Origin of the sequence: Streptomyces sp. BK239 (assembly GCF_004217285.1) — a bacterium.
In the GTDB taxonomy this organism is placed as follows: domain Bacteria; phylum Actinomycetota; class Actinomycetes; order Streptomycetales; family Streptomycetaceae; genus Streptomyces.
The window spans coordinates 106030-118739 of sequence record NZ_SHKS01000004.1; the positions used below are offsets into that span (position 1 = coordinate 106030).

Consider the following 12710-nt stretch of genomic DNA (forward strand, 5'->3'; position numbering starts at 1 on the left):
CTCGAGGATCATGAGGTTCCTGCACACGTCCGACTGGCACCTCGGCCGGGCCTTCCACCGGGTGAACATGCTCGGCGCCCAGGCCGAGTTCATCGCCCACCTCGTCGGCACAGCGCGTGAGCGCGAGGTCGACGCGGTGGTCGTCTCGGGTGACGTGTACGACAGGGCGGTCCCGCCGCTGGCCGCCGTCGAGCTGTTCGACGACGCCCTGCACCGGCTCGCCGAGCTGGGCGTGCCCACGGTGATGATCTCCGGCAACCACGACTCCGCGCGACGTCTCGGAGTGGGCGCCGGTCTCATCGGCCGCGCCGGCATACACCTGCGCACCGACCCGGCCGCCGCCGGCACACCGGTCGTGCTGCCGGACGCCTTCGGCGACGTGGCCTTCTACGGCCTGCCCTACCTCGAACCCGCCCTGGTGAAGGACGAGTTCGGGGTGGAGAAGGCCGGCCACGAAGCCGTTCTCGCCGCCGCCATGGACCGTGTGCGCGCCGACCTCGCCACCCGCGCGCCGGGCACCCGCTCGGTCGTCCTCGCGCACGCCTTCGTCACCGGCGGCGAACCCAGCGACAGCGAGCGGGACATCACCGTCGGCGGTGTCGCCTCCGTGCCGGCCGGCGTCTTCGACGGCGTCGACTACACCGCCCTCGGGCACCTGCACGGCTGCCAGACCCTCACCGAGCGCGTCCGCTACTCCGGCTCCCCGCTGCCGTACTCCTTCTCGGAGGCCGCGCACCGCAAGACGATGTGGCTGGTCGACCTCGGCGCCGACGGATCGCTCGCCGCCGAGCGGATCGACTGCCCCGTGCCCCGCCCGCTGGCCCGGATCCGGGGCCCGCTGGAGGAACTCCTCGACGACCCCGGGCTCACCCCGCACGAGGAGGCGTGGGTCGAAGCCACCCTCACCGACGCCGTGCGCCCCGCCGACCCCATGGCCCGGCTCGCCGAGCGCTTCCCGCACACCCTCAGCCTGGTCTTCGACCCCGAGCGGACCCAGGACGACCCGGACGTCTCCTACGCCCGCCGCCTGGCCGGACGCAGCGACCAGGAGATAGCCGAGGACTTCGTCACACACGTCCGCGGAGCCGGACCCGACGCCCGCGAGCAGGGCGTGCTGCGGGACGCCTTCGACGCCGTGCGCGCCGACGACGCGGTCCGGGAGGTCGCCCGGTGAGGCTGCACCGGCTCCGGCTCACCGCCTTCGGCCCCTTCGGCGGCGCCCAGAGCGTCGACTTCGACGAGCTGTCCGCCGCCGGACTCTTCCTCCTGCACGGCCCGACGGGCGCCGGCAAGACCTCCGTCCTGGACGCCGTCTGCTACGCGCTCTACGGCGCCGTCCCCGGCGCCCGCCAGAACGGGCAGGGCCAGACCCTGCGCAGCGATCACGCCGCCCCCGCCACCCGCACCGAGGTCACCCTCGAACTGACCGTCGCCGGACGCCGGTTGGAGGTCACCCGGCAGCCCCCATGGGAGCGCCCCAAGAAACGCGGCACGGGCACCACGGTCGAGAAGGCCCAGAGCTGGCTGCGCGAGTACGACGCCGGCGCCGGCGCCTGGAAGGACCTCAGTCGCTCCCACCAGGAGATCGGCGAGGAGATCGGCCAGCTCCTCGGGATGAGCCGCGAGCAGTTCTGCCAGGTCGTGCTGCTGCCGCAGGGCGACTTCGCCCGCTTCCTGCGCGCCGACGCCGAGGCGCGCGGCCGGCTGCTCGGGCGGCTCTTCGACACCCGCCGCTTCGCCGACGTCGAGAAGCGCCTCGCCGAGCGCCGCCGCACCGCCGAGGCCCGCGTGCGCGAGGCCGACGCCGCGCTTCTCGCCGACGCGCACCGCATGCAGCAGGCCGCCGGCGACGCCATGGAGCTGCCCGAGCTGACCCCGGGCGAACCGGGGCTCGCCGAGGCCGTGCTGAGCGCCGCCGCCGTCGCCCGCAGCACCGCCCGCGAACAGCTCACCATCGCCCGCCACGGCCGGCTCGCCGCCGGGTCGGCCCAGGCCGCCGCCGACCGCGACCTGTCCGACGTCCGCGAACTCGCCCGGCTCCAGCGGCGGTTCGAGGAAGCACGCGAACGGGCGGCGGTGCTCGAGGAGCGAGCCGGGGAGCACCGCGAGGCGCAGGCACGGATGGAGCGGGCGCGCAAGGCGGAGGCGGTGGCGCCGGCGCTGGAGCTGCGGGAGTCCGCCGACGCCGAGCACCGTGCCGCGGCCGACGCCGAGGCACGCGCGCGTGCGCTGCTGCCGGAGCGGTTCGCGGACGACGGCGCCGCCGGACTCGCCGCCGCCGCCCGCCGGGCCGCCGAGGAGCTCGGCGGCCTGGAGTCCGCCCGCCGCGGCGAACGCCGGCTGGCCGAACTGGCCGCCGAACGGGTCGACCTGGACCGACAGGAGCGCGCCGACGACGACGTCCTCACGGAGACGGAGGGCTGGCTCGCCGACTGGGACGCCACCCGTGCCGAACTCCAGCGCCGGATCGACTCCGCCCAGGAGGCCGCCGCCCACGCCGAACAGCTCGCCGTGCGACGCGAGCCCGCCGGACGCCGGCTGGACGCCGCCCGGCAGCGCGACCGGCTGGCCCGCGACACCGAGGAGGCCCGGCGCCGCGCCCTCGCCGCGGCCGACCGCGCCCTCCAGGCGCGCACCCACTGGCTCGACCTCAAGGAGCAGCGGCTCGACGGCATCGCCGCCGAACTCGCCGCCACCCTCGAGGACGGGGCGCCCTGCGCCGTCTGCGGCGCCACCGAGCACCCCGCGCCCGCCCGCAAGGACGCCGGGCACATCGACCGCGAGGCCGAGGAACAGGCCCTCGCCGCCCTGCAGAGCGCCGAACAGCGCCGCGCGGACGCCGAACGCGACCTCGGCGCGGTCCGGGAGGCGCTCGCCGGGGCCGTCGCCGAGGCCGGCGACACCCCCACCGAGCAGCTCGCCGCGGAGGCCGAGGAACTGGACCTCGAACACGCCCGGGCCCGCCGGGACGCCTCCGCGCTGCACCCCGCGCGTGAGGAACTGCGCCGCGCCGAGCTCGAACACCAGCGGCGCACCGCCGCCCAGCGTGAGGCGCAGGTCAGGGCCGCCTCCCGGGTCGGCCACCGGGACCGGCTGGAGCGTGAACGGGCCTCCCTGGAAGAGGAGTTGACGCAGGCCAGGGGTGGCGCGCAGAGCGTGGCCGCGCGGATCGGGCACCTGGAGCGCCAGGCCGCCCTGCTCACCGAGGCCGCCGACGCCGTCCGCGCGGCCGAGGACGCCGCCGCTCGTCTGAAGACCGCCGACGGACGCCTCGACCAGGCCGCGTTCAAAGCCGGGTTCGACACCCCGCGAGCCGCCGCCGACGCCCTCCTCGACGACGCCGCGCACCGCGAGCTGCAACGCCGTCTGGACGCCCGGCAGACCGAGGAGACCACCGTACGGGCCGTCCTCGCCGAACCGGAGACCGCGGCCGCCGCCCAGCGGCCGCCCGCCGACCTCGCCGCCGCCCGGGAGGCCGCCGACCGGGCCGCCGACCGGCTGCGCCGAGCCGCCTCCGCCGAGGACGCCGCCGCCCGCCGCTGCGAGGAACTCGACCGCCTCTCCGCGCGCGCCGCCGACGGCGTACGGCGGCTCGGGCCGCTGCGCGAGGAGTACGACCGCGTCGCCCGCATGGCCGGCCTGACCGCCGGCACCTCCGCCGACAACGAGCGCAAGATGCGCCTGGAGTCCTACGTTCTGGCCGCCCGCCTGGAACAGGTGGCCGCCGCCGCGACCGCGCGGTTGCAGCGCATGTCCTCCGGGCGCTACACCCTCGTCCACTCCGACGACCGGACCGGGCGCGGGCGCAGCGGCCTCGGGCTGCACGTCGTGGACGCCTGGACCGGCCGCGAGCGGGACACGGCCACGCTGTCCGGCGGCGAGACCTTCTTCGCCTCCCTCGCCCTCGCCCTCGGTCTCGCCGACGTCGTCACCGACGAGGCGGGCGGGGTCCGCCTGGATACGCTCTTCATCGACGAGGGCTTCGGCAGCCTCGACGACCAGACGCTGGACGAGGTCCTCGACGTCCTCGACTCGCTGCGCGAACGCGACCGCAGCGTCGGCATCGTCAGCCACGTGGCCGATCTGCGCCGCCGGATCCACGCCCGGCTGGAGGTCGTCAAGGACCGCACGGGCTCCAGCGTGCGCCAGCGCGTCCACTGACCCCCGGCCGCTGACGCCGCCCGAGCCCGGCGGGGACCCTGAGGTCCCCGCCTCGTCGTGCGCTCAGAGCTGCGACAGCTCGTCCACCAGATCGTCCAGGCCCAGCGAGCCCTGCGAAAGGGCCGCCATGTGCCAGGACTTGAGGTCGAAGGCGTCGCCGTGCCGCTCGCGGGCCTTCTCCCGGCCCAGCAGCCACGCCCGCTCACCCAGCTTGTAGCCGATCGCCTGACCCGGGATGGTCAGATAGCGGGTCAGCTCGCTCTCCACGAAGTCCTCGGAGCGGCTGCTGTGCGCGTTGAAGAACTCCTCGGCCAGCTCCGGCGTCCAGCGCTCACCCGGGTGGAAGGGCGAGTCCCCGGGGATCTCCAGCTCCAGGTGCATGCCGATGTCCACGATGACCCGCACGGCCCGCATCATCTGCGCGTCCAGGTAGCCGAGCCGCTGCTCGGCGTCCGTGAGGAAGCCCAGCTCGTCCATGAGCCGCTCCGCGTACAGCGCCCAGCCCTCGGCGTTGGCGCTGACGATGCCGACGGTGGCCTGGTAGCGGGAGAGGTTCTCCGCCACGTGCACCCACTGCGCGAGCTGGAGGTGATGGCCGGGGACGCCCTCGTGGTACCAGGTGGAGACGAGGTCGTAGACCGGGAAACGGTTCAGGCCCATCGTCGGCAGCCAGGTGCGGCCGGGACGGGAGAAGTCCTCCGACGGGGGCGTGTAGTACGGGGCGGCCGCGCTGCCGGCCGGGGCGATCCGGGACTCCACCTTCCGTACCCGGTCGGCGAGTTCGAAGTGGGTGCCGTCCAGGGCGTCGATCGCCTGGTCCATCAGGCCCTGCAGCCAGTCGCGGACCTCGTCGACGCCCTCGATGTGCTTGCCGTGCTCGTCGAGGTGCGCGAGGGCCGCCCACGGCGACGCGGCGCCCGGGAGGACCTTCTCCGCCTCCCGCCTCATCTCCGCGAGCAGCCGGTGGTACTCGGCCCAGCCGTAGGCGTACGCCTCGTCCAGGTCGAGGTCGGTGCCGTTGAAGTAGCGCGACCAGCGGGCGTACCGCTCACGGCCGACGGTCTGCGGCGCGCCCTCCACGGCGGGCGCGTACACGTCGCGCATGAAGTCCCGCAGCTCCACGACCGCCGCGGTCGCCGTCCGGGCCGCCTCGTCCAGCTCGGCGCGCAGCGACTCGGGCCCCGCGGCGGCGAACTCCTCGAACCAGCCGCGGCCCGAGCCGTCGGTGTCGGCCCACTCCGTGAGCTGTGCGACGAAGGCCGCGGTCGGCCGCGGAGCCGCGTACAGCTTGCGCTCCAGACCGAGTTCCAGCGACTCCCGGTAGCCGGCCAGCGCCGCCGGGACCGCGCGCAGCCGCCGGCCGATCGCGGCCCAGTCGTCGTCGGTCCCCGTCGGCGTCACGGTGAACACCTCGCGCACGTTGTGCACCGGCATCCCCAGGTTGCCGACCGCGCGCAGCCCTTCCTCGGCCTCGTGGACGGCGAGTTGGGCGGTGAGCCGCTCGCGCAGCAGGCGCGCGCACCGGCGCTCGACGTCCCGTTCCGCCCCAGGCCGCCGCTCCGCCTCGGCGAGCCGCGTCAGGGTGTCCCTCGTAAGGCGTGCGATGGCCTCCTGTCCGGCGGGCGACAGGTCGGGCAGTCGGCTCGAACTCTCCGGCACGCCGAGGTAGGTGCCGGTGACCGGGTCGAGGGCGATGAGCTCGTCGACGTAGGCGTCGGCGACCTCTCGGGGCAGCGGGCTGGTGATCTCTGACATGCGGCCATCCTCGTACGCGTACCGGCGCCGCGTCAGCCCCGTTTCCCGGACGGCGCGCCGAGTCAGCCTGATCGCGCCGGTTCAGTCCTGGGAGGGCGGCGGGACCGGCGGGCCGGGCGGGAGCAGCGGGCCGCAGTCCCACCGCTGGAAGATCAGCCGGGTCTCCACCCGGGCCACCTCCCGCCGGGCCGTGAACTCGTCCAGGACGAGCCGCTGCAGATCGGCCATGTCCGCGACCGCGACGTGCACGAGATAGTCGTCGGGCCCGGTCAGGTGGAACACGGTGAGCGCCTCCGGAAGCGCCCGCACCCGCTCGACGAACGGCCCGACCAGCTCCCGCCGGTGCGGCCGGACCTGCACCGACAGCAACGCCTGCAGCCCCCGCCCGAGTTTGGCCGGATCGAGCCGCAGCTGGTGCCCGAGGATCACGCCCGAACGGCGCAGCCGGGTCACCCGGTCCAGGCACGTCGACGGCGCGAGCCCGACCTGCGCCGCGAGATCGCGGTAGGTGGTCCGGGCGTCGTTCTGCAGCAGCCGCAGCAGCTGGAGGTCCACCGGGTCGAGTACGACGGATTCGGCCATCGGCCGAACGTAGCACGGCTGATTCCCCGCCGACCCCGTCCGGTGTTCACCCTGCCGTCCATGGACTCTGCCTCCGCGAGCACACACGCGTACGACGGTGTACGCACCCTGGGAACGCCCCGCGCACTGGCCACCGAAGCCGTGCACGCCGGCCGGGACGACCTGGCCCGCCAGGGCCTGCACGCCCCGCCCATCGACCTGTCCACCACGTATCCCTCCTACGACAGCCGTGCCGAGGCCGCCCGCATCGACGCGTTCGCCGCCACCGGCGCCGAACCGGAGGGCCCGCCCGTCTACGGCCGGCTGGGCAACCCCACGGTCGCCCGCTTCGAAACCGCCCTCGCCCGGCTGGAGGGCACCGAGAGCGCGGTCGCCTTCGCCAGCGGCATGGCCGCGCTGAGCGCGGTGCTGCTCGCGCGCGGCTCGCTGGGCCTGCGGCACGTGGTGGCCGTCCGGCCGCTGTACGGGTGCAGCGACCATCTGCTGACGGCGGGGCTGCTCGGCTCGGAGGTCACCTGGACCGACCCGGCCGGGATCGCGGACGCGCTGCGCCCCGACACCGGGCTGGTGATGGTCGAGTCACCGGCCAACCCGACCCTCGCCGAGGTCGATCTGCGGGCGGTGGCCCACGCCTGCGGATCCGTGCCGCTGCTCGCCGACAACACCTTCGCCACACCGGTGCTCCAGCGGCCCGCCGAGCAGGGCGCGCGGCTCGTGCTGCACAGCGCGACCAAGTACCTCGGCGGCCACGGGGACGTCATGGCGGGCGTGGTCGCCTGCGACGAGGAGTTCGCGGGGCGGCTGCGGCAGACACGGTTCGTCACCGGCGGGGTGCTGCACCCGCTCGCCGGCTACCTGCTGCTGCGCGGGCTGTCGACGCTTCCGGTGCGGGTGCGGGCCGCCTCGGCGACCGCCGCCGAGCTGGTCCGCCGGCTGGCCGCGGACCCCCGTGTCGCACGCGTCCACTATCCGCGCATAGGCGGCGCGATGGTCGCCTTCGAGGTGTACGGCGATCCGCACGAGGTGATCGCCGGCGTCCGGCTGATCACCCCCGCCGTGAGCCTCGGCAGCGTCGACACCCTCATCCAGCACCCGGCGTCCATCAGCCATCGCATCGTGGACGCACATGACCGGCGGGACGCCGGGGTCGGCGACCGGCTGCTGCGGATGTCGGTGGGCCTTGAGGACGTCGAGGACCTGTGGGCGGATCTGGACGCGGCGCTGGGGGCCGGTCCGGAGTCCTCGCCGGGAGAAACGGTTCCTCGCGTACGGTCCGGGCACGGCCGCGTGGTGGTGTGACGGCCCCCGGCCGGTCGGTGACGCGGGTCGCCGTACGCGGAACGGCCCGGCGGCGTCGTACGCCACCGGGCCGCCTCCGGACGGTCCGCGTCAGTCGTGCGCGGCCTGCCGCTCGTACCGGTCGGAGGCCGCCCCGGCGCCGGCCCGCTCCAGGCGGGCGGTGATCACCAGGGTGCCCTCCTCGATCTGGTAGTCGAGGGGCAGACCCAGCCCGCGCATGGCGGCGACCATGCCGGTGTTGGAGGCCTGCGTCACCGCGTAGACGCTCGCGCAGCCCGCCTCCCGGGCCATCGCGACCAGCCGGCCCAGCAGTTCGCCGCCGATGCCGCGCCGCTGCCACTCGTCCTCGACGAGCAGGGCGACCTCCGTCTCGTCCCCGTCCCACAGCAGGTGGCCGAGGGCGATGACGCGTCCCGACGGCGTCTGCACGGCGAGGGTGCGGCCGTGGCGCGGGCTGAGCAGATGGGCGAGATAGCGGTCGGCGTCGCCGACGGGGCCGTGGTAGCGCAGCCCGAGCGTGCGGGACGAGCAGCGCGCGTGCATCGCCTTGGCCGCTTTCACGTCTCCGGCGCCGGCCCGGCGCACGGTGATGTCGTCGCCCTGAGACAGCGTCAGTACGTCGAGTTGGGGCGGGACACGCGGACCGAGCCGGGCGTCCAGCTCGACCAGCGCCCGCGCCCGCGCGAACTCCGTCGGGGTGAACGGCAGATACGGCCGCTCCACGGTGATCACTCCGCCTTCCGGCGCCCGCAGGCGCATGACGGTGTCCTCCAGCACACCCTCCACGGGGACGTGCTCCGGCTTCCGGCCGCCGGGTCCGCCCGTGGCGGGCAGCGAGCGGATCGTGCACCGGCCCAGCAACTGGCGCAGGGCGAGAGGCAGTTCGGCGGGGTCGAGAGCGGTGCGGGTGGCCAGGCCCAGGACCCTGGTCGGGGCGTCCACGAGGTCGTGGGCGTCGGCCCGTTCGATCCAGGTGTCCGTGCCGCCGGCCTGGGCCACGGTCCCGGTGACCTCCGCCGCCGTGAGGGCGCCGGGCGCCCGCAGCAGGAACTCGTCCACCGTGTCGTCGCCCAGCGGGTGCGTCTGCAGGCTCAGGATGTCGACCCGGTGGGCGGCGAGGGCCGCGCAGAGTGCGGCCAGCGAACCCGGCTCGTCCTTCACCGTCGTGCGCATCCGCCACAGCGTGCTCGACTCGGCGGCGGGAGGGGCGAGTTCGGACTTCTGCCCGGCCGGCCCCGTCGCTGAGGGCGGCCGGGCGTCGGTATCGCCGGTATCGCTCGCGGGCGGCGCGTGGCCGTGGCGGCGTGTGAGCCACGGGGCGGCGGACTCCAGGGCGGCGCGCAGTCGGCGGCGCGCCGGGCGCTCGGGGTCGCAGTGCGTGTCGTCAGTCATGTCTCGAGTCATGCAGCCACTGTGAAGGAACAGTGTTGCGTGATCACGAACGGTTTGTGACCGATGGGTAAAGGAACCATTTGACCATTTCGTCAAGAGTTGTACGGGTGTGGGGACGTGCGCCGTCCGGACTCTCGCGTCGTCGACGACCGAGGTCCTGCGTCATCCCCGGGGACCGCGCCGCGCACCGGGAGATGACGCCGATGCGCGGAACGCCCTTTCAGGATACGGGAGTCACCCCCGCGCCACGGCCCGGTTCGGGGCATCCTGGACGAGGCCGGCACGGCCGTCGTCGCGCCGCCGTCACTGCCCGACGCGGCCCGGCTGCAGCACCTTGGTGAACAGCACCGTGCCGTCCTGCTCGCGCAGCCGCACCGTCAACTCCCCGCTGTCGCCGTCGATGTCGACCTCGCCGAAGAACTGGTAACCGTCGGCGGGGGAGACGTTCGCCGTGGCGGGCGCCTTCACGAAGACGCGGTCCGGGCCGAACGTGCCGTCCAGCGCGCTCGCCGGGAAGGCGCCCGCGTTCAGCGGCCCGGAGACGAACTCCCAGAACGGCGCGAAGTCCTTGAACGCCGCCCGTGACGGGTCGTAGTGCTGGGCCGAGGTGTGGTGGACGTCCGCCGTCAGCCACACCGTGCCCGTGATCCGCCGGTGCTTGACGAACCGCAGCAACTCCGCGATCTGGAGCTCACGGCCGAGCGGCGCGCCCGGGTCGCCCTGCGCCACCGCCTCGAAGTGGGGCCCGCCGTCGGTGGTGTCCGGCACGACCAGTCCGAGCGGCATGTCGGCGGCGATCACCTTCCACACCGCGCGGGATCGGGCCAGTTCGCGCTTGAGCCACTCCAACTGCTCCCGGCCGAGGATGCCTTGAGCGTCGGCGGTCTGGGCGTCCGGCGAGTTGGCGTCACGGTAGGTGCGCATGTCCAGCACGAAGACGTCCAGCAGGGGGCCGTGCCGCTGCACGCGGTGGACCCGGCCGCTCGGGCGGCGCAGGGTGGAGATCGGGAAGTACTCCGAGAACGCCCGGCGAGCCCGCGCGGCGAGCACGTCCACGTCCTTCTCGGTGTACCGGGCGTCCCCGAGGATCTCGCCCGGATACCAGTTGTTGGTGACCTCGTGGTCGTCCCACTGCACGATGGAGGGGACCTGGGCGTTGAAGCGCCTGAGGTTGTCGTCGAGCAGGTTGTAGCGGAAGTTGCCGCGGAACTCGGCGAGCGTCTCGGCGACCTTCGCCTTCTCCTCGGTGGTGACGTTCCGCCAGGTCCGCCCGCCGGGGAGCGGGGCCGACCCGGCGAGCGGGCCGTCGGCGTAGATGTTGTCGCCGCTGCACAGGAAGAAGTCGGGGTCGAGCGCGGCCATCGCCCGGTAGATGCGGTAGCCGCCGAGCTCCGGGTTGATGCCCCAGCCCTGTCCGGCCAGGTCGCCGGACCAGACGAACCGTACGCCGTCGCGCCGCGTCGCGGACGCCGTGCGGAACGTGCCGGTCACCGGTTCGCCCGTACGGCGCGGGTCGTCCGGGTCGGCCAGCAGGACGCGGTAGTGGATCTGTTCGCCGGCCGGCAGCCCGTGCAGCCGGGTCGTGCCCGTGAAGTCGCTGTCCGCGCCCAGCAGGGGACCGAGCCGGCGGCGCGGATCGCGGAACGACGGGGTGGCCGCCGTCTCGACGATCATCCGCGCCGGCCGGTCCGAGCGCACCCACACCAGCCCGGAGTCGGTGGTCACGTCCCCGGCCTGCACGCCCCAGCCGGCCCGGGGCCGCCCCGACAGGGCGAGGGCCGGCGCCGCGCCGGCCGCGACGGGCAGGGTCAGGGCCGCCGACGCGGCCAGCGAGCCGCGCAGCACGCTGCGACGCCCGGGGAGCGGACGAAGTGACATGACAGGCCTCCTGAGACGGAACCGACCGGTGTGCACAGCCACACCTACGGCCCCGCCGCGGCCGGCACGCGAACCGGACGTGAACATCAGGACGCGGCGCGGAGGCGGACACCGGCCACCGCGGGCCGCCGCTCAACGCCGGCCCACAGCCCGCGCCGTCAACCGGACACCGTCCCGGATCCGCGCCGGCGACAGGTGGGCGTACCCGAGCACGAGACTCATCTCGTCGGCGTGGCCGCCGGCTTCGGGCACGCCTTCGCGCATCCCGGCGTGCGCGTACGCGGCCAGGGCCCGCACCTCGATCCCCGCCTCGGCCGTCCGCGCGGCGAAGCGGGCCCACGGGCCGTACTCCTCGGGGAGCGTCGCGATGACGTGCAGGCCGGCGGCGATGCCGGACACGCGCGTGCCGGGGAAGTGCTCATCGAGCGCGTCGACGGCGGCGTCCCGCCGCTCCCGGTAGGCACGTTGGCACCGACGCAGCTGACGGTCGTAGTCGCCGTGCTCCACGAAACGGGCGAACAGCGCCTGGTCCAGGGTGGGATGGCCCAGGTCCATGGTCCTCTTGCGCTCCACCGCTTCGTCGGCCAGCGCCTCGGGCACGAGCAGCCAGCCGAGCCGCAGCCCCGGCGCGAGGGACTTGCTGACCGACCCGGTGTACGCCACCCGCTCCGGGTCGAGGCCTTGAAGCGCGCCGACGGGCGCGCGGTCGTAGCGGAAGTCGCCGTCGTAGTCGTCCTCCAGCACATAGCCGTCCACCGAGCGGGCCCATGCCAGCAGTTCGGTACGTCGGCGCGGCGAGCAGGCGATGCCGGTCGGGAACTGGTGCGCGGGCGTGGTCACCACGGACCGTACGCCCGACGCCCTCAGCGGGCCCAGGGCCGGTCCCTCGTCGTCGAGGGGGAGCGGTACGGCGGTGACGCCGGCCGCCGCGTACAGCGCGCCGTGCTGCGGGCTGCCGGGGTCCTCCACGCCGACCGTGTCGATCCCGCGCGCGTGGAGCACGAGTCCGAGCAGGGCCGTCGCCTGCGCCACACCGGAGACGACGACGATCCGTTCGGGGTCGGCGACCACGCCCCGCCGCCGGGCGAGCAGCTCGGCGAGCGCGGTGCGCAGCCGGGGCAGCCCGCGTGGGTCGGGGTAGCCCAGCTCCTGGTGGGGGAGCTCCGCGAGCACATGCCGATGGGCGGCGGCCCACGCGGCCCGTGGGAACAGCGACAGGTCCGGTGTCCCCGGCACGAAGTCGGCGCGGACCCCGGGCGGGCGCGGGGCGAGGTCCCGCACGCGGGGCGGGGCCGCCCGCACGGCGCCGCTCACCCAGGTCCCGGCGCCGCGCTCGCTGCGCAGGTAGCCCTCCGCCGTCAGCTGCTCGTACGCCTCCGTGACCAGCCCGCGCGACACGCCCAGGTCGGCGGCGAGGTCCCGGCTCGACGGCAGCCGGGTGCCCTGCGCCAGCCGCCCCGAGCGGACCGCCTCGCGCAGGGCCGTCCGGAGCGAACGCCCCCGCGCGCGTGCGGGCGCCGCCACGGCCGGCAGCAGGAGCTCCCATGCGGCCGAGGCGGACTCTCCGGCGACGGGTGCTTGCGGATTGGTCCCCGATGGCGTCATGGAAGTGGACCTTAAGCCGGGCCGCCGCACTTCCTAAC

Annotated in this window: 8 protein-coding genes; 3 read left to right on the forward strand and 5 right to left on the reverse strand. The window is 74.9% G+C overall.

What is annotated here, in order from left to right; genetic code table 11:
• The first annotated feature begins 10 nt into the window (after positions 1-10).
• Positions 11-1174 (forward strand): exonuclease SbcCD subunit D, encoded by a 1164-nt coding sequence (locus EV567_RS14040; RefSeq protein WP_130439819.1) that lies wholly within the window; start codon positions 11-13, stop codon positions 1172-1174.
• On the forward strand, positions 1171-4161 hold the full coding sequence (locus EV567_RS14045; protein ID WP_130439821.1) for an AAA family ATPase: 2991 nt from the start codon (positions 1171-1173) through the stop codon (positions 4159-4161). The genes EV567_RS14040 and EV567_RS14045 overlap by 4 nt, the downstream gene beginning before the upstream one ends.
• A 63-nt stretch (positions 4162-4224) precedes the next feature.
• Here EV567_RS14045 and EV567_RS14050 read toward each other — a convergent pair whose 3' ends face one another.
• A complete protein-coding gene (locus EV567_RS14050; protein ID WP_130439823.1) occupies positions 4225-5916 on the reverse strand; it encodes a DUF885 domain-containing protein in 1692 nt (563 codons plus the stop codon).
• Positions 5917-5997: 81 nt separating this feature from the next.
• The gene (locus EV567_RS14055) at positions 5998-6498 is read right to left on the reverse strand and encodes an Lrp/AsnC family transcriptional regulator (protein WP_130439825.1); all 501 of its coding nucleotides are present in this window, start codon (positions 6496-6498) and stop codon (positions 5998-6000) included.
• A 60-nt stretch (positions 6499-6558) separates the two neighbouring features.
• Between EV567_RS14055 and EV567_RS14060 the strand changes: the two genes are divergently transcribed.
• Positions 6559-7797, forward strand: coding sequence for a PLP-dependent aspartate aminotransferase family protein (locus EV567_RS14060; RefSeq protein ID WP_242620801.1), 1239 nt, complete (start codon positions 6559-6561; stop codon positions 7795-7797).
• 90 nt (positions 7798-7887) lie between these two features.
• Here EV567_RS14060 and EV567_RS14065 read toward each other — a convergent pair whose 3' ends face one another.
• From EV567_RS14065 to EV567_RS14075, 3 genes are all read right to left on the reverse strand, one after another.
• A complete protein-coding gene (locus tag EV567_RS14065; protein WP_130439827.1) occupies positions 7888-9201 on the reverse strand; it encodes a GNAT family N-acetyltransferase in 1314 nt (437 codons plus the stop codon).
• Positions 9202-9492: 291 nt separating this feature from the next.
• The gene (locus tag EV567_RS14070; protein WP_130439829.1) at positions 9493-11067 is read right to left on the reverse strand and encodes an alkaline phosphatase; all 1575 of its coding nucleotides are present in this window, start codon (positions 11065-11067) and stop codon (positions 9493-9495) included.
• Positions 11068-11199: 132 nt separating this feature from the next.
• Complete coding sequence (locus tag EV567_RS14075) at positions 11200-12672, reverse strand: PLP-dependent aminotransferase family protein (RefSeq protein ID WP_130439831.1); 1473 nt, start codon at positions 12670-12672, stop codon at positions 11200-11202.
• Between the last annotated feature and the right edge of the window lie 38 nt (positions 12673-12710).